Here is a 17,176-nt window from a genome sequence, read left to right as displayed (position 1 = left end):
AACCTGAGTGTTGAAAAAATCTTGCAGTAATAGCCTGCAGCGGCTAAAAGTTACTCATGTGAAAATAATGTTAAGTGTTATTAATGAATGACCTTAATCGAAATTAAAATTTATTTATTATTAACCAACAAAATGCAACTTTAGTTAATTTTAATAAAATTAGTTGAGAACCTTAACAAAGCGCTTTACTCCTTAATATTGCAATAAGACTTATAAATAAAGTGGATTTGGGTTAAGATGTCTTTAGGTAAAGCAGATGAAAGATACCCAAATGTTGTATATCTGAAACTGGTTTTCCGATTTAATTGATTGTTATTGTTAGAGTTATCTCTGGCTGGAATGTGTAAAACATCTCCTGCTACGTTGACAGCGCTGCGATAAAGATGGCAGAAAAGGTGTCACGCCTTTAATGTAATTTACATAAACCTGCGAACATCTAAATATCCTGAACGTTTAAGAGAATAAAAATATCGTCATGAAACGTGCTTTCTGACTGTTGATATAAAGCAGCACAATAACTATCTGTCAGGCAGTCTGCCGGGCCGGGATGCGAGGGAAAATCTTCAGAGGGAATTGCTTAACTGCTACACACACAGCTTCAACCCGGGCAGCTCCGCACGAGCAACCTGAAAGTGAATAGATATGATAAATGCAAATCGTCCGATAATGAATCTCGACCTCGATCTGCTGAGAACGTTTGTTGCGGTCGCCGATCTCAACACTTTTGCAGCAGCTGCTGCCGCCGTCTGCCGAACTCAGTCCGCCGTTAGCCAGCAAATGCAGCGGCTGGAGCAACTGGTCGGTAAAGAGCTTTTTGCCCGTCACGGACGCAATAAGCTCTTAACGGAACACGGTATTCAGCTACTGGGTTATGCCAGGAAAATTCTTCGCTTTAATGATGAAGCATGTATGTCACTTATGTTTAGCAACCTTCAGGGGGTGTTAACCTTAGGGGCATCTGATGAGTCAGCGGATACGATATTACCGTTTCTTCTCAACCGAATTAGTTCGGTTTATCCGAAACTTGCGCTGGATGTGAGCGTCAAGCGCAATGCTTTTATGGTTGAGATGTTAAATGAGAATAAGGTCGATCTGGTGGTCACCACGCATCGTCCCGGGCAGTTTGATTGCCTGACGTTGCGCAGATCGCCGACGCACTGGTATTGCGCGGCTGAATATGTGTTGCAAAAAGGGGAGCCCGTTCCACTGGTTTTACTGGACGATCCGAGCCCTTTCCGCGATATGGTGCTGACGGCATTAAATGAAGCCAATATTCCATGGCGTCTGGCGTATGTAGCGTCCACGCTGCCTGCGGTGCGTGCCGCCGTCAAAGCAGGACTTGGCGTAACGGCCCGTCCGGTGGAGATGATGAGCCCTGACCTGCGCGTTCTCGGTAAATCTGATGGTCTTCCTGCGCTGCCAGATACTGAGTATCTGCTTTGCCATAATGCGTCCAGTCATAACGAGCTGGCGAAAGTGGTGTTCGAGGCGATGGAAAACTACCATAACCCGTGGCAGTACGAGCATGTTACCTCCGAAGGAGGGGATGATTCCCTGATCGTTGAAGGTGACTTTGAGTGATCAAACGCTCAAAATTCTGGTAACAAAATGTAAGTGTAAAAAAAAGCCACTCGTGTCGTTTTCGCACGCAGTGGCTTTTTTATGTCAATATTATCCCTATTTGACGAAGGGGCTTCATAAATAGTATCTGTTTATCAATGCCATAAATGCTTTTGCTTAAATCTTGTTCGTTTTCAGTTCTAACTTCATCCATAACCTAACGATGTTAAAAAAACAGCAAATATGTTGCTGGTTTTTTGGTTGAATTAACAAAAGCGTGTCTCAGATCAAGAAAATACTCCTATTTGGGGGGAGGAATCGTTGGCAAATCCTGTCAAAATAGGAGGGTTATTTTTTTTACTTCCAAAACGGACACGATTCAACAACCTGCATTTGACGGAAAGTCATGTACCCACCAGGGTTAAAGGGCACCAAATGTTAATGAGAATCGCTCGATGTAATTTAATGTGAAGAAACCTTTGTTAAAGTTGACAAAAGGTTATAGAAAGGAGTAAAAAACCCCATCATTTTGCTGTCTACGTCTCATTTCAGACAGTTAGTGTAAGGTTATTTGTTCCTCCCCATGAATCGATGTGATGCCTATCTGCCAGCAAGAGCAGTGTCGTCGGTATCACTTTTGATGAGTAAGCAATGAGTATGTCAACATCCACAGAAGTCATCGCTCATCACTGGGCATTCGCAATCTTTCTTATTGTAGCCATTGGCCTGTGCTGCCTGATGTTAGTCGGCGGCTGGTTCCTGGGCGGTCGCGCCCGTGCAAGGCACAAAAACACACCTTTCGAATCAGGTATTGATTCAGTAGGTTCCGCTCGCTTACGCCTGTCTGCCAAGTTCTATCTGGTAGCGATGTTCTTCGTCATCTTCGACGTGGAAGCGCTCTACCTGTTCGCATGGTCGACCTCCATCCGCGAAAGTGGTTGGGTGGGCTTTGTCGAGGCCGCAATTTTCATTTTAGTGTTACTGGCCGGTCTGGTTTATCTGGTGCGTATTGGCGCGCTTGACTGGACGCCTGCGCGTTCACGTCGTGAACACATCAACCCGGAAAACAGTATCTCTAATCGTCAGCAGTAACAGCGAGGCAATAAGATGGATTATACGCTCACCCGCATAGATCCTAACGGTGAGAATGACCGTTACCCCCTGCAAAAACAGGAGATCGTAACCGACCCCCTGGAGCAAGAAGTCAACAAAAGCGTGTACATGGGCAAACTCGAACATGCCATGCACGATATGGTCAACTGGGGTCGTAAGAACTCTATCTGGCCCTACAACTTTGGCCTTTCTTGCTGCTACGTTGAAATGGTGACGTCATTCACTGCGGTGCATGACGTTGCGCGTTTTGGCGCCGAGGTACTGCGTGCATCCCCGCGTCAGGCTGACCTGATGGTGGTAGCCGGTACCTGCTTTACCAAGATGGCACCTGTTATTCAGCGTCTTTATGACCAGATGCTGGAGCCAAAATGGGTTATTTCCATGGGCGCATGTGCAAACTCTGGCGGCATGTACGACATTTATTCCGTTGTGCAGGGCGTTGATAAGTTCATTCCGGTGGATGTTTACATCCCGGGCTGCCCGCCGCGTCCAGAAGCCTATATGCAGGCGCTGATGCTGCTGCAGGAGTCTATCGGTAAAGAGCGTCGTCCGCTTTCATGGGTTGTTGGCGATCAGGGTGTCTACCGCGCGAACATGCAATCTGAGCGCGAGCGTAAACGTGGTGAACGTATTGCCGTCACCAACCTGCGTACGCCTGACGAAATTTAATTTGCGCCTGTGGGCCTGGAGAACACCTTCGCATATCACTACTCAAATAGCGCGAAGCCAGGCTTAACAGTCACCACGGACCATTTGCAATGGTGAACAATATGACCGACTTAACCGCGCAAGAAGCCGCATGGCAGACACGGGATCATCTGGATGACCCCGTCATTGGCGAACTGCGCAACCGTTTTGGGCCGGATGCCTTTACCGTTCAGGCGACCCGCACCGGGGTACCCGTTGTTTGGGTGAAGCGTGAACAATTACTGGAAGTGGTCGATTTCCTCAAGAAATTGCCAAAACCTTTCGTCATGCTGTTTGACTTACACGGCATGGATGAGCGTCTGCGTACTCACCGCCAGGGTCTCCCTGCTGCGGATTTTTCCGTTTTCTACCACCTGATCTCAATAGACCGCAACACGGATATCATGCTCAAGGTGGCATTATCTGAAAACGACATGCATCTGCCGACGATCACCAAACTTTTCCCGAACGCGAACTGGTATGAGCGTGAAACCTGGGAAATGTTCGGCATGACCTTCGACGGCCACCCACATCTGACGCGCATCATGATGCCGCAGACCTGGACCGGCCACCCGCTGCGTAAAGACTACCCGGCACGTGCAACCGAATTCGACCCGTTTGAGCTGACCAAAGCCAAGCAGGATCTGGAGATGGAAGCACTGACCTTCAAGCCGGAAGACTGGGGCATGAAGCGCGGTACCGAAAACGAGGACTTCATGTTCCTCAACCTCGGTCCGAACCACCCGTCTGCGCACGGTGCATTCCGTATTATTCTTCAGCTTGATGGCGAAGAGATTGTCGACTGCGTTCCTGACATCGGTTACCACCACCGTGGTGCTGAGAAGATGGGCGAGCGTCAGTCCTGGCACAGCTACATTCCGTATACCGACCGTATCGAGTACCTCGGCGGTTGCGTCAACGAAATGCCTTACGTGCTGGCCGTTGAGAAACTGGCGGGTATCGTTACGCCGGATCGCGTTAACGTGATTCGCGTAATGCTGTCAGAACTGTTCCGTATTAATAGCCACCTGCTGTACATCTCCACGTTCATTCAGGACGTCGGCGCGATGACCCCGGTCTTCTTCGCCTTTACCGATCGTCAGAAAATCTACGATCTGGTGGAAGCGATTACCGGTTTCCGTATGCACCCGGCCTGGTTCCGTATCGGCGGTGTGGCACACGATCTGCCGCGCGGCTGGGATCGTCTGCTGCGTGAATTCCTCGACTGGATGCCGAAACGTCTGGCCTCTTACGAGAAAGCCGCACTGCGCAACACCATCCTGAAAGGCCGTTCCCAGGGCGTTGCTGCCTACGGCGCAAAAGAAGCGCTGGAGTGGGGGACGACAGGTGCAGGTCTGCGTGCGACCGGTATTGATTTCGACGTGCGTAAAGCCCGTCCTTACTCTGGCTATGAGAACTTCGACTTTGAGGTCCCGGTGGGCGGCGGTGTTTCCGACTGCTACACCCGCGTGATGCTGAAAGTGGAAGAACTGCGCCAGAGTCTGCGCATCCTTGAGCAGTGCCTCAACAATATGCCGGAAGGCCCGTTCAAAGCGGATCACCCGCTGACCACGCCGCCACCGAAAGAGCGCACGCTGCAACATATCGAAACCCTGATCACTCACTTCCTGCAGGTTTCCTGGGGCCCGGTCATGCCGGCGCAAGAATCCTTCCAGATGATTGAAGCGACCAAGGGTATTAACAGTTACTACCTGACCAGTGACGGCAGCACCATGAGCTACCGTACCCGCGTGCGTACGCCGAGCTTTGCGCACCTGCAGCAGATCCCGTCCGCCATTCGCGGCAGTCTGGTCTCCGACCTGATTGTGTATCTGGGTAGTATCGATTTTGTTATGTCAGATGTGGACCGCTAATTATGCACGAGAATCAACAACCACAAACCGAGGCTTTTGAGCTGAGTGACGCAGAGCGTGCCGCCATTGAGCACGAGATGCACCACTACGAAGACCCGCGTGCGGCGTCCATTGAAGCGCTGAAAATCGTACAGAAACAGCGTGGTTGGGTGCCGGATGGGGCGATCTACGCGATCGCAAAAGTGCTGGGTATTCCGGCCAGTGACGTAGAAGGTGTAGCCACGTTCTACAGCCAGATCTTCCGTCAGCCGGTGGGCCGCCATGTGATCCGCTACTGTGACAGCGTGGTCTGCCACATTACCGGTTATCAGGGCATTCAGGCTGCCATTGAGAAGAAACTCAATATCAAGCCGGGCCAGACCACGTTCGATGGTCGCTTTACTCTGCTGCCAACCTGCTGCCTGGGTAACTGCGACAAGGGGCCGACCATGATGATTGATGAGGATACTCACAGCCATCTGACGCCGGAAGCGATTCCTGACCTGCTGGAGCAGTACAAATGAAAACTGTAATTCGTACTGCTGAGACGCATCCGCTGACCTGGCGTCTGCGTGATGACAAACAGCCGGTATGGCTTGACGAATACCAGAGCAAAAACGGCTATGCCGGTGCGCGTAAAGCCCTTGGCGGCATGGCGCCGGACGACATCGTTAACGCGGTGAAAGACTCCGGCCTGAAAGGCCGCGGCGGTGCGGGCTTCTCCACCGGTCTGAAGTGGAGCCTGATGCCGAAAGACGAATCCATGAACATCCGTTACCTGCTGTGTAACGCTGATGAAATGGAGCCGGGCACCTATAAAGACCGCCTGCTGATGGAACAGCTGCCGCACCTGCTGGTGGAAGGCATGCTGATCTCCGCGTTTGCGCTGAAAGCCTACCGTGGCTACATCTTCCTGCGCGGTGAGTACATCGAAGCGGCGGAAAACCTGCGTCGTGCGATTGCCGAAGCCACCGAAGCCGGCCTGCTGGGTAAAAACATCCTGGGCACCGGCTTTGACTTTGAACTGTTTGTGCACACTGGTGCCGGGCGTTATATCTGCGGTGAAGAGACCGCGCTGATTAACTCCCTGGAAGGCCGCCGCGCGAACCCGCGTTCCAAGCCACCGTTCCCGGCAAGCTCCGGCGTATGGGGTAAACCGACCTGCGTCAATAACGTTGAAACCCTGTGTAACGTTCCGGCTATCCTCGCCAACGGCGTGGAGTGGTATCAGGGCATCTCTTCAAGTAAGGATGCCGGTACCAAGCTGATGGGCTTCTCCGGTCGCGTGAAAAACCCGGGTGTCTGGGAACTGCCGTTCGGTACCACCGCACGCGAAATTCTTGAAGACTACGCGGGCGGCATGCGTGATGGCCTGAAATTCAAAGCCTGGCAGCCGGGTGGGGCAGGGACAGACTTCCTGACCGAAGCCCATCTTGACCTGCCGATGGAATTCGAAAGCATTGGTAAAGCAGGCAGCCGTCTGGGTACGGCGCTGGCGATGGCCGTCGACCACGAGATCGGCATGGTCTCGCTGGTGCGTAACCTGGAAGAGTTCTTTGCCCGCGAGTCCTGCGGCTGGTGTACACCTTGCCGTGACGGACTGCCGTGGAGCGTGAAGATCCTGCGTGCTATCGAACGCGGCGAAGGTCAGCCGGGCGATATCGAGACACTTGAGCAACTGTGTCGATTCCTTGGCCCGGGTAAAACCTTCTGTGCCCACGCACCGGGTGCCGTCGAGCCGCTGCAGAGCGCGATTAAATATTTCCGCGACGAATTCGAAGCAGGCATCAAGCAGCCGTTCAGCAATACCCATTCTATCAATGGGATTCAGCCGAACCTGCTGAAAGCACGCTGGTAAAGACAGAATTTTGATTAACGCTCGGTTACGACCGAGCCAACTGGAAGCATGCTAATGGCTACGATTCATGTAGACGGCAAAGAATACGAAGTCAACGGGGCGGACAACCTTCTGGAAGCTTGTCTGTCTCTTGGCCTCGATATTCCGTACTTTTGCTGGCATCCGGCGCTGGGCAGCGTCGGTGCTTGCCGCCAGTGTGCGGTGAAGCAATATCAAAACGCGGAAGACACGCGTGGTCGCCTGGTGATGTCCTGTATGACGCCAGCCACCGAAGGCACCTTTATTTCGATTGATGACGAAGAAGCCAAACAGTTCCGCGAAAGCGTGGTGGAGTGGTTGATGACCAACCACCCGCACGACTGTCCGGTCTGTGAAGAGGGCGGTAACTGCCACCTTCAGGATATGACCGTAATGACCGGTCACAGCTTCCGTCGCTATCGCTTTACTAAACGTACCCACCGTAACCAGGATCTGGGGCCGTTCATCTCTCACGAAATGAACCGCTGCATCGCCTGCTACCGCTGCGTGCGTTACTACAAAGACTACGCAGACGGTCAGGATCTGGGCGTGTATGGCGCGCATGACAACGTCTACTTCGGTCGCCCGGAAGACGGAACGCTGGAAAGCGAGTTCTCCGGTAACCTGGTAGAAATTTGCCCGACTGGCGTATTCACGGATAAAACCCACTCCGAGCGTTACAACCGTAAATGGGACATGCAGTTTGCGCCTAGCATCTGCCAGCAGTGTTCCCTCGGCTGTAACACCAGCCCGGGTGAGCGTTACGGCGAACTGCGTCGTATCGAAAACCGTTACAACGGTACCGTTAACCACTACTTCCTGTGCGACCGCGGTCGTTTCGGCTATGGCTATGTGAACCTGAAAGACCGTCCGCGTCAGCCGGTTCAGCGCCGTGGCGACGACTTCATTACCCTGAACGCTGAGCAGGCGATGCAGGGGGCGGCAGATATTCTGCGTCAGTCTAAGAAAGTGATCGGTATCGGTTCCCCGCGCGCCAGCATCGAAAGCAACTTTGCGCTGCGTGAGCTGGTTGGGGCTGAGAACTTCTATACCGGCATCGCCGAGGGCGAGCAGGAACGTCTCCAGCTGGTTCTGAAAGTGCTGCGTGAAGGCGGTATTCATACCCCTGCGCTGCGCGAAATTGAATCCTACGATGCGGTTCTGGTGTTGGGTGAAGACTTGACTCAGACCGGCGCACGCGCGGCTCTGGCGGTTCGTCAGGCGGTGAAAGGAAAAGCACGTGAAATGGCTGCCGCGCAGAAAGTGGCTGACTGGCAGATTGCGGCGATCCTGAACATTGGTCAGCGTGCGAAGCATCCTCTGTTTGTGACCAACGTCGACAATACCCGTCTGGACGATATCGCTGCGTGGACCTACTGCGCGCCGGTTGAAGATCAGGCACGCCTTGGCTTTGCCATCGCCCACGCGCTGGACAACAACTCTCCCGCCGTTGAACTGGATCGCGATCTGCAAAACAAGGTTGACGTGATTGTTCAGGCCCTGGCAGGTGCGAAGAAACCGCTGATTATTTCCGGTACCAACGCCGGTAGCTCGGAGATCATTCAGGCGGCAGCTAACGTGGCTAAAGCGCTGAAAGGCCGTGGTGCAGATGTTGGTGTGACCATGATTGCCCGTGCGGTGAACAGCATTGGTCTGGGTATGATTGGCGGCGGCTCGCTGGAAGCGGCGTTAAGCGAACTGGAGTCTGGTTCTGCGGATGCCGTTGTGGTGCTGGAAAATGACCTGCATCGCCATGCTTCTGCCGCTCGCGTTGACGCCGCGCTCTCCAAAGCGCCGCTGGTCATGGTCATCGACCATCAGCGCACCGCGATCATGGACAAAGCACACCTGGTGCTCTCTGCGGCAAGCTTCGCAGAAAGTGACGGTACCGTTATCAACAACGAAGGTCGCGCACAGCGTTTCTTCCAGGTCTATGATCCGGCGTACTACGACAGCAACACCGTGATGCTGGAAAGCTGGCGCTGGCTGCACTCCCTGCACAGCACCGTACAGAGCCGTGAAGTGGACTGGACGCAGCTTGACCACGTTATCGACGCGGTGGTGGAAAAACTGCCTCAGCTGGCGGGCATTAAAGATGCAGCCCCTGAAGCAAGCTTCCGTATTCGCGGCCAGAAACTGGCACGTGAACCGCACCGCTACAGTGGCCGTACCGCAATGCGTGCCAACATCAGCGTACACGAACCGCGTCAGCCGCAGGATAAAGACACCATGTTCGCCTTCTCAATGGAAGGGAACAACCAGCCGTCTGCGCCGCGTTCGCAAATCCCGTTCGCATGGGCTCCGGGCTGGAACTCCCCGCAGGCGTGGAACAAGTTCCAGGCTGAAGTGGGCGGTTCCCTGCGCCACGGCGATCCGGGCGTGCGTCTGATTGAAGCGTCTGAAACCGGTCTGGATTTCTTCACGACCGTGCCAGCAAGTTTCCAGGCCCAGGACGGTAGCTGGCGTATTGCGCCGTACTACCATCTGTTCGGTAGCGACGAGCTGTCCCAGCGTTCACCTGTCTTCCAGACCCGTATGCCGCAGCCGTACATCAAGCTCAACCCGGCGGATGCCGCAAAGCTTGGCGTTAACGCGGGTGCGAACATTGCCTTTAGCTATGACGGCCAGACCATCAGCCTGCCGCTGATTATCTCTGAAAGTCTGACAGCAGGGCAGGTGGGTCTGCCGATGGGTATGCCAGGCATCGCGCCGGTTCTGGCGGGTGCGCGTCTTGATAATCTGCAGGAGGCAAAAGCATGAGTTGGTTAACGCCGGATCTTATCGACATCCTGCTGAGCATTCTGAAAGCGATTGTTATCCTGCTGGTGGTGGTCACCTGCGGCGCGTTCATGAGCTTCGGTGAACGTCGTCTGCTCGGTCTGTTCCAGAACCGTTACGGACCGAACCGCGTGGGCTGGGGTGGTTCACTCCAGCTGGTCGCGGACATGATCAAGATGTTCTTTAAAGAGGACTGGATCCCGCGCTTCTCGGACCGCGTGATCTTTACGCTGGCGCCGATGATCGCCTTCACCTCGCTGCTGCTGGCATTTGCTATCGTTCCCGTTAGCCCGACCTGGGTGGTCGCTGACCTGAACATCGGCATCCTGTTCTTCCTGATGATGGCAGGCCTCGCGGTTTACGCGGTCCTGTTCGCAGGCTGGTCCAGTAACAACAAATACTCGCTGCTGGGTGCGATGCGTGCTTCCGCGCAGACGCTGAGCTACGAAGTGTTCCTGGGACTCTCCCTGATGGGCGTGGTGGCGCAGGCCGGTTCATTCAACATGACCGACATCGTCAACAACCAGGCTGACATCTGGAACGTTATCCCGCAGTTCTTTGGTTTTATTACCTTTGCTATCGCGGGCGTGGCAGTGTGTCACCGTCACCCGTTTGACCAGCCAGAAGCCGAACAGGAACTGGCCGACGGTTACCACATCGAATATTCCGGTATGAAGTTCGGTCTGTTCTTCGTGGGCGAGTACATCGGTATCGTCACCATTTCCGCGTTGATGGTAACGCTGTTCTTTGGTGGCTGGCATGGCCCGTTCTTACCGCCGTTCATCTGGTTCGCGCTGAAAACCGCGTTCTTCATGATGATGTTCATTTTGATTCGCGCAGCGTTACCGCGTCCACGTTATGACCAGGTAATGTCCTTCGGCTGGAAAGTGTGCCTGCCGCTGACGCTCGTCAACTTGTTGGTAACGGCAGCTGTCATTCTCTGGCAGCAGCCATAAGGGGCTATAGACCATGACCTTAAAAGAATTACTGGTAGGCTTCGGTACCCAGGTACGCAGTATCTGGATGATCGGCCTGCACGCGTTTGCCAAACGCGAAACCCGGATGTACCCGGAAGAGCCGGTATATCTGCCGCCGCGCTACCGTGGCCGTATTGTGCTGACGCGCGACCCGGACGGTTCCGAGCGCTGCGTTGCCTGTAACCTGTGTGCGGTAGCGTGTCCGGTCGGCTGTATCTCTCTGCAGAAAGCAGAGACGGTAGATGGCCGCTGGTACCCTGAGTTCTTCCGCATCAACTTCTCACGCTGCATTTTCTGCGGTCTGTGTGAAGAAGCGTGCCCAACCACGGCGATTCAGCTGACTCCAGACTTCGAGCTGGGTGAGTACAAGCGTCAGGACCTGGTGTACGAGAAAGAGGATCTGCTGATTTCCGGTCCGGGCAAATACCCGGAATATAACTTCTACCGGATGGCGGGTATGGCAATCGACGGCAAAGATAAGGGCGAAGCAGAGAATGAAGCTAAGCCTATCGACGTCAAGAGCCTGTTACCGTAAGGAGAGGGCAATGGAATTCGCTTTTTATATCTGTGGCCTTATCGCCATCCTGGCTACGCTGCGAGTGATTACGCACACCAATCCGGTGCATGCGCTGCTGTACTTAATCATCTCGCTGCTGGCTATCTCCGGGGTGTTCTTCGCACTGGGCGCACACTTCGCCGGTGCGCTGGAAATCATCGTCTACGCCGGGGCCATTATGGTGCTGTTCGTGTTCGTGGTGATGATGCTGAACCTGGGCGGCTCTGAAATTGAGCAGGAACGTCAGTGGTTAAAACCGCAGGTGTGGATTGGCCCGGCAATTTTGTCGGCCATCATGCTGGTTGTGATTGTTTACGCCATTCTGGGCGTGAACGATCAGGGCATCGACGGCACGCCGATCGGCGCTAAAGAGGTGGGTATCACGCTCTTTGGCCCATACGTTCTGGCGGTGGAACTGGCCTCTATGCTGCTGCTGGCAGGCCTGGTGGTTGCTTTCCACGTTGGTCGCGAAGAGCGTGCTGGCGAGGTGCTGAGCAACCGCACTGACGACCGCGCGAAAAGAAAAACGGAGGAGCGCGCATGATCCCCTTAACACATGGACTGATCCTCGCTGCGATTTTATTCGTTCTGGGTCTGACCGGTCTGGTTATCCGCCGCAATCTGCTGTTTATGCTGATCGGTCTGGAAATCATGATTAACGCCTCCGCGCTGGCCTTCGTGGTCGCCGGAAGCTACTGGGGCCAGACCGATGGTCAGGTGATGTATATTCTCGCCATCAGCCTCGCGGCTGCTGAAGCGAGTATTGGCCTGGCGCTGTTGCTGCAGCTCCATCGTCGCCGCCAGAATCTGAACATCGATTCAGTAAGTGAGTTGCGTGGATGAACATGCTTGCCTTAACCATTATTTTTCCGCTGATTGGCTTCGTGCTGCTGGCGTTTTCTCGCGGCCGCTGGTCTGAGAATCTGTCTGCGACCGTGGGCATTGGCTCAATCGGTCTGGCTGCGCTGGTCACAGCGTATGCGGGGATCGACTTCTTTAACAACGGACATCAGCCTTTCAGCGTGCCGCTGTGGACCTGGATGTCGGTCGGTGATTTCAACATTGGCTTCAACCTGGTGCTGGACGGCCTCTCGCTGACCATGCTCTCCGTGGTCACCGGCGTTGGCTTCCTGATCCACATGTTCGCCTCCTGGTATATGCGCGGTGAAGAGGGTTACTCCCGCTTCTTCGCCTACACCAACCTGTTTATCGCCAGCATGGTGGTTCTGGTGCTGGCCGATAACCTGCTGCTGATGTATCTGGGCTGGGAAGGCGTGGGTCTGTGTTCTTACCTGCTGATTGGCTTCTACTACACCGATCCGAAGAATGGCGCAGCGGCCATGAAAGCGTTCGTCGTGACCCGCGTGGGTGACGTCTTCCTCGCTTTCGCGCTGTTCATTCTTTACAACGAACTGGGCACGCTGAACTTCCGCGAAATGGTGGAACTGGCGCCAGCGCACTTCGCTGCAGGCAACAACATGCTGTGGTGGGCAACGCTGATGCTGCTGGGTGGCGCTGTGGGTAAATCCGCACAGTTGCCGTTGCAGACATGGCTGGCCGACGCGATGGCGGGTCCAACCCCTGTCTCCGCACTGATCCACGCCGCGACCATGGTCACCGCCGGTGTCTACCTGATTGCGCGTACCCATGGCCTGTTCCTGATGACCCCGGAAATTCTGCATCTGGTGGGTATCGTCGGTGCGGTCACGCTGGTGCTGGCAGGCTTTGCTGCGCTGGTACAGACCGACATCAAACGCGTTCTCGCGTACTCCACCATGAGCCAGATTGGTTATATGTTCCTGGCGCTGGGCGTTCAGGCTTGGGACGCGGCCATTTTCCACCTGATGACGCACGCGTTCTTTAAAGCGCTGCTGTTCCTCTCATCTGGTTCGGTGATTCTGGCCTGCCACCACGAGCAGAACATCTTCAAGATGGGCGGACTGCGTAAGTCCATTCCGCTGGTGTATGTCTGCTTCCTGGTGGGCGGCGCGGCGCTGGCGGCACTGCCGCTGATCACCGCGGGCTTCTTCAGTAAGGACGAAATCCTTGCGGGTGCCATGGCGAATGGTCATATCAATCTGATGGTTGCGGGTCTGGTCGGTGCATTCATGACCTCCCTGTATACCTTCCGTATGATTTTCATCGTATTCCACGGTAAAGAACAAATTCACGCTCACGCAGGGAAGGGGATTACCCACCACCTGCCGCTGATTGTGCTGCTGGTACTGTCCACCTTCGTTGGCGCAATGATTGTGCCGCCGCTGCAGGGCGTACTGCCAGACACCACCGAGCTTGAGCACGGTCGTGTTCTGACGCTTGAAATCACTTCCGGTGTGGTCGCTATTGCGGGCATCCTGATTGCGGCATGGCTGTGGCTGGGCAAACGCACGCTGGTGACCGCCGTTGCCAACAGCGCGCCTGGCCGTCTGCTGGGCACCTGGTGGTACAACGCGTGGGGCTTCGACTGGCTGTACGACATGATCTTCGTTAAGCCGTTCCTTGGCATCGCGTGGCTGCTGAAGCGCGACCCACTGAACAGCCTGATGAATATCCCGGCGATCCTCTCCCGCTTTGCAGGTAAAGGCCTGCTGTACAGCGAGAACGGTTACCTGCGCTGGTATGTGGCGTCCATGAGCATCGGTGCGGTTGTCGTGCTGGCGCTGCTGATGGTGTTGCGTTGATCGTTAAGTGAATTTTATTCGAATTCGTTGAAAATCAGGCCCCTGCTGGGGGCCTTAAAAAGGAATGTAAATCGCCATGTTACTACCCTGGCTAATATTAATTCCCTTCATCGGCGGCTTCCTGTGCTGGCAGACTGAACGCTTTGGCGTGAAGATGCCGCGCTGGATCGCGCTGATCACCATGGGATTGACGCTCGCGCTTGGCCTGCAACTGTGGTTGCAGGGCGGTTACTCACTGACCCAGTCTGCGGGCATCCCGCAGTGGCAGTCTGAGTTCATCCTGCCCTGGATCCCACGTTTCGGTATCACCATCCACCTGGCGATTGACGGTCTGTCGCTGCTGATGGTGGTGCTGACCGGTCTGCTCGGTGTTCTGGCGGTACTCTGCTCCTGGCGAGAAATCGAAAAATACCAGGGCTTTTTCCACCTGAACCTGATGTGGATCCTGGGCGGCGTGATCGGCGTGTTCCTTGCCATCGACATGTTCCTGTTCTTCTTCTTCTGGGAGATGATGCTGGTGCCGATGTACTTCCTGATCGCGCTTTGGGGCCACAAGGCATCCGACGGTAAAACGCGTATCACGGCGGCGACCAAGTTCTTCATCTACACCCAGGCGAGCGGTCTGGTGATGTTGATTGCCATTCTGGCGCTGGTGTTTGTTCACCATAACGCGACGGGCATCTGGACCTTCAACTACGAAGATCTGCTGAAAACCCCGATGTCGCACGGCGTTGAATACCTGCTGATGCTGGGCTTCTTCATCGCATTCGCGGTGAAAATGCCGGTGGTTCCGCTGCACGGCTGGCTGCCAGACGCGCACTCTCAGGCACCCACGGCGGGTTCCGTTGACCTGGCGGGCATCTTGCTGAAAACCGCGGCCTACGGTCTGCTGCGTTTCGCGCTGCCGCTGTTCCCGAATGCGTCCGCTGAGTTTGCCCCGATTGCCATGTGGCTCGGTGTGATCGGTATCTTCTACGGTGCCTGGATGGCCTTCACGCAGTACGACATCAAGCGTCTGATTGCCTACACCTCCGTTTCCCACATGGGCTTCGTGCTGATTGCCATCTACACCGGCAGCCAGCTGGCGTACCAGGGCGCGGTGATCCAGATGATTGCACACGGTCTGTCCGCTGCCGGCCTCTTCATCCTGTGTGGTCAGCTGTACGAACGTCTGCACACGCGTGACATGCGCATGATGGGCGGTCTGTGGAGCAAAATTAAATGGCTGCCAGCGCTCTCCATGTTCTTCGCGGTTGCCACCCTGGGGATGCCAGGCACCGGTAACTTCGTCGGCGAATTTATGATTCTGTTCGGCAGCTTCAAAGTGGTGCCGGTGATCACCGTGATCTCCACCTTTGGTCTGGTGTTCGCTTCCGTCTACTCGCTGGCGATGCTGCACCGCGCTTACTTCGGTAAAGCGAAGAGCGAAATTGCTGCACAAGAACTGCCGGGGATGTCGCTGCGTGAGCTGTTCATCATCCTGCTGCTGGTCGTACTGCTGGTGCTGCTGGGCTTCTTCCCGCAGCCGATTCTGGATACCTCGCACAGTGCGATGGGCAACATCCAGCAGTGGTTTGTTAATTCTGCTTCTACTACAAGGCCGTAAATCGCCATGACAATAACTCCACAACAACTGATTGCGCTGCTACCGCTGCTGATCGTCGGATTGACGGTGGTGGTTGTGATGCTCTCCATTGCGTGGCGACGCAATCACTTCCTGAATGCCACGCTGTCGGTCATCGGCCTGAACGCCGCGTTAGTCTCTCTCTGGTTTGTTGGCCAGGGCGGTGCGATGGACGTCACGCCGCTGATGCGCGTTGACGGCTATGCCATGCTCTACACCGGTCTGGTGCTGCTGGCGAGCCTGGCGACCTGTACCTTTGCGTACCCATGGCTCGAAGGCTACAACGACAACAAAGAAGAGTTTTATCTGCTGGTTCTGATTGCCGCGCTGGGCGGCATTCTGCTGGCGAATGCTAACCATCTGGCCGCGCTGTTCCTCGGTATTGAGCTGATCTCTCTGCCGCTGTTCGGTCTGATTGGTTACGCCTTCCGTCAAAAGCGCTCTCTGGAAGCAAGCATCAAGTACACCATCCTGTCTGCTGCTGCGTCCTCGTTCCTGCTGTTTGGTATTGCGCTGCTGTACGCACAGTCCGGTAACCTCTCTTTCATGGCGCTCGGCAAGAGCCTCGGCGACGGCATGCTCCACGAGCCGCTGCTGCTGGCGGGGCTGGGCATGATGATTGTAGGCCTTGGCTTTAAACTCTCACTGGTTCCGTTCCACCTGTGGACACCAGACGTATACCAGGGCGCGCCTGCGCCGGTGTCGACCTTCCTGGCGACAGCGAGCAAAATCGCTATCTTCGGTGTGGTCATGCGTCTGTTCCTGTACGCGCCGGTGGGTGACAGTGAAGCGGTTCGCGTGGTGCTGGGCATCATCGCGTTCGTCTCCATCATCTTTGGTAACCTGATGGCGCTGAGCCAGACCAACATCAAGCGTCTGCTGGGCTACTCATCCATCTCTCATCTGGGCTACCTGATGGTGGCGCTGATTGCGCTGCAGAGCGGTGAAATGTCGATGGAAGCCGTGGGCGTGTATCTGGCCGGTTACCTGTTCAGCAGCCTCGGCGCCTTCGGCGTGGTGAGCCTGATGTCCAGCCCATACCGTGGCCCGGATGCCGACTCACTGTTCTCTTACCGTGGTCTGTTCTGGCACCGTCCGATCCTGTCCGCGGTGATGACCGTGATGATGCTCTCTCTGGCGGGTATCCCGATGACGCTGGGCTTTATCGGTAAATTCTACGTGCTGGCCGTCGGTGTGCAGGCACACCTGTGGTGGCTGACTGCCGGTGTGGTTATCGGTTCCGCGATTGGTCTCTATTACTACCTGCGCGTTGCCGTGAGCCTCTACCTGAGCGCGCCTCAGCAGCTCAACCGCGATGCGCCATCTAACTGGCAGTACAGCGCCGGTGGTATCGTAGTGCTTATCTCAGCCCTGCTGGTGCTGATCTTCGGTATCTATCCGCAGCCGCTGATTGATATCGTGCAGCGAGCGATGCCGTTGATGTAAAAACAAAAAACCCGCCTCGATGTTC

The 17,176-nt window shown here is 55.1% G+C and carries 14 protein-coding genes; all 14 read left to right on the top strand.

Annotated elements, in window-relative coordinates; all coding sequences use genetic code 11:
* Positions 1–642: 642 nt before the first annotated feature.
* The 14 genes from lrhA (at position 643) to nuoN (ending at position 17,151) form a co-directional block, all read left to right on the top strand.
* A complete protein-coding gene (lrhA, locus tag L977_RS12055; RefSeq protein WP_014884638.1) occupies positions 643–1,581 on the top strand; it encodes a transcriptional regulator LrhA in 939 nt (312 codons plus the stop codon).
* 630 nt (positions 1,582–2,211) lie between these two features.
* Positions 2,212–2,652, top strand: coding sequence for an NADH-quinone oxidoreductase subunit NuoA (gene nuoA / locus L977_RS12050; RefSeq protein ID WP_014171000.1), 441 nt, complete (start codon positions 2,212–2,214; stop codon positions 2,650–2,652).
* A gap of 15 nt (positions 2,653–2,667) precedes the next feature.
* On the top strand, positions 2,668–3,342 hold the full coding sequence (gene nuoB, locus L977_RS12045; protein WP_003861482.1) for an NADH-quinone oxidoreductase subunit NuoB: 675 nt from the start codon (positions 2,668–2,670) through the stop codon (positions 3,340–3,342).
* Positions 3,343–3,431: 89 nt separating this feature from the next.
* Positions 3,432–5,234, top strand: coding sequence for an NADH-quinone oxidoreductase subunit C/D (nuoC, locus tag L977_RS12040; protein ID WP_156118170.1), 1,803 nt, complete (start codon positions 3,432–3,434; stop codon positions 5,232–5,234).
* A 2-nt stretch (positions 5,235–5,236) separates the two neighbouring features.
* Positions 5,237–5,737: an NADH-quinone oxidoreductase subunit NuoE gene (nuoE, locus tag L977_RS12035; protein WP_014884636.1), complete on the top strand. Its 501-nt coding sequence runs from the start codon at positions 5,237–5,239 to the stop codon at positions 5,735–5,737.
* Entirely contained in the window at positions 5,734–7,071 is a 1,338-nt protein-coding gene (gene nuoF, locus L977_RS12030; RefSeq protein WP_006811381.1) for an NADH-quinone oxidoreductase subunit NuoF, read from the top strand. The genes nuoE and nuoF overlap by 4 nt, the downstream gene beginning before the upstream one ends.
* Before the next feature lie 54 nt (positions 7,072–7,125).
* Positions 7,126–9,849 carry an NADH-quinone oxidoreductase subunit NuoG gene (gene nuoG, locus L977_RS12025; protein WP_047625816.1) on the top strand — a complete coding sequence of 908 codons (2,724 nt, stop codon included), beginning with the start codon at positions 7,126–7,128 and terminating at the stop codon, positions 9,847–9,849.
* The gene (nuoH, locus tag L977_RS12020; protein ID WP_008500211.1) at positions 9,846–10,823 is read left to right on the top strand and encodes an NADH-quinone oxidoreductase subunit NuoH; all 978 of its coding nucleotides are present in this window, start codon (positions 9,846–9,848) and stop codon (positions 10,821–10,823) included. The genes nuoG and nuoH overlap by 4 nt, the downstream gene beginning before the upstream one ends.
* A 13-nt stretch (positions 10,824–10,836) precedes the next feature.
* The gene (nuoI, locus tag L977_RS12015; protein WP_003861491.1) at positions 10,837–11,379 is read left to right on the top strand and encodes an NADH-quinone oxidoreductase subunit NuoI; all 543 of its coding nucleotides are present in this window, start codon (positions 10,837–10,839) and stop codon (positions 11,377–11,379) included.
* A gap of 10 nt (positions 11,380–11,389) precedes the next feature.
* The gene (gene nuoJ / locus L977_RS12010) at positions 11,390–11,944 is read left to right on the top strand and encodes an NADH-quinone oxidoreductase subunit J (protein ID WP_008500212.1); all 555 of its coding nucleotides are present in this window, start codon (positions 11,390–11,392) and stop codon (positions 11,942–11,944) included.
* Positions 11,941–12,243 carry an NADH-quinone oxidoreductase subunit NuoK gene (gene nuoK / locus L977_RS12005; protein ID WP_003861496.1) on the top strand — a complete coding sequence of 101 codons (303 nt, stop codon included), beginning with the start codon at positions 11,941–11,943 and terminating at the stop codon, positions 12,241–12,243. Before nuoJ ends, nuoK begins: the two co-directional genes overlap by 4 nt.
* Positions 12,240–14,081, top strand: coding sequence for an NADH-quinone oxidoreductase subunit L (gene nuoL / locus L977_RS12000; protein ID WP_047625815.1), 1,842 nt, complete (start codon positions 12,240–12,242; stop codon positions 14,079–14,081). Before nuoK ends, nuoL begins: the two co-directional genes overlap by 4 nt.
* Positions 14,082–14,157: 76 nt before the next feature.
* A complete protein-coding gene (gene nuoM / locus L977_RS11995; RefSeq protein WP_014884633.1) occupies positions 14,158–15,687 on the top strand; it encodes an NADH-quinone oxidoreductase subunit M in 1,530 nt (509 codons plus the stop codon).
* Between the two features lie 6 nt (positions 15,688–15,693).
* Positions 15,694–17,151 (top strand): NADH-quinone oxidoreductase subunit NuoN, encoded by a 1,458-nt coding sequence (gene nuoN, locus L977_RS11990; protein WP_014884632.1) that lies wholly within the window; start codon positions 15,694–15,696, stop codon positions 17,149–17,151.
* The last annotated feature ends 25 nt before the right edge of the window (positions 17,152–17,176 follow it).

Source organism: Enterobacter sp. ZOR0014 (assembly GCF_000798855.1).
Taxonomy (GTDB): Bacteria; Pseudomonadota; Gammaproteobacteria; order Enterobacterales; family Enterobacteriaceae; genus Enterobacter; species Enterobacter kobei.
Note: the sequence above shows the minus strand (reverse complement) of the source record. Positions and strands in the feature narration are given on the sequence as shown.

What these genes read in the sequence shown, in the direction of transcription:
- nuoH (WP_008500211.1), top strand. Translation starts at nt 9,846, where the DNA reads ATGAGTTGGTTAACGCCGGATCTTATCGACATCCTGCTGAGCATTCTG.
- nuoG (WP_047625816.1), top strand. Translation starts at nt 7,126, where the DNA reads ATGGCTACGATTCATGTAGACGGCAAAGAATACGAAGTCAACGGGGCG.
- nuoE (WP_014884636.1), top strand. Translation starts at nt 5,237, where the DNA reads ATGCACGAGAATCAACAACCACAAACCGAGGCTTTTGAGCTGAGTGAC.
- nuoN (WP_014884632.1), top strand. Translation starts at nt 15,694, where the DNA reads ATGACAATAACTCCACAACAACTGATTGCGCTGCTACCGCTGCTGATC.
- nuoA (WP_014171000.1), top strand. Translation starts at nt 2,212, where the DNA reads ATGAGTATGTCAACATCCACAGAAGTCATCGCTCATCACTGGGCATTC.
- nuoF (WP_006811381.1), top strand. Translation starts at nt 5,734, where the DNA reads ATGAAAACTGTAATTCGTACTGCTGAGACGCATCCGCTGACCTGGCGT.
- nuoB (WP_003861482.1), top strand. Translation starts at nt 2,668, where the DNA reads ATGGATTATACGCTCACCCGCATAGATCCTAACGGTGAGAATGACCGT.
- nuoJ (WP_008500212.1), top strand. Translation starts at nt 11,390, where the DNA reads ATGGAATTCGCTTTTTATATCTGTGGCCTTATCGCCATCCTGGCTACG.
- nuoK (WP_003861496.1), top strand. Translation starts at nt 11,941, where the DNA reads ATGATCCCCTTAACACATGGACTGATCCTCGCTGCGATTTTATTCGTT.
- nuoL (WP_047625815.1), top strand. Translation starts at nt 12,240, where the DNA reads ATGAACATGCTTGCCTTAACCATTATTTTTCCGCTGATTGGCTTCGTG.
- nuoI (WP_003861491.1), top strand. Translation starts at nt 10,837, where the DNA reads ATGACCTTAAAAGAATTACTGGTAGGCTTCGGTACCCAGGTACGCAGT.
- nuoC (WP_156118170.1), top strand. Translation starts at nt 3,432, where the DNA reads ATGGTGAACAATATGACCGACTTAACCGCGCAAGAAGCCGCATGGCAG.
- nuoM (WP_014884633.1), top strand. Translation starts at nt 14,158, where the DNA reads ATGTTACTACCCTGGCTAATATTAATTCCCTTCATCGGCGGCTTCCTG.
- lrhA (WP_014884638.1), top strand. Translation starts at nt 643, where the DNA reads ATGATAAATGCAAATCGTCCGATAATGAATCTCGACCTCGATCTGCTG.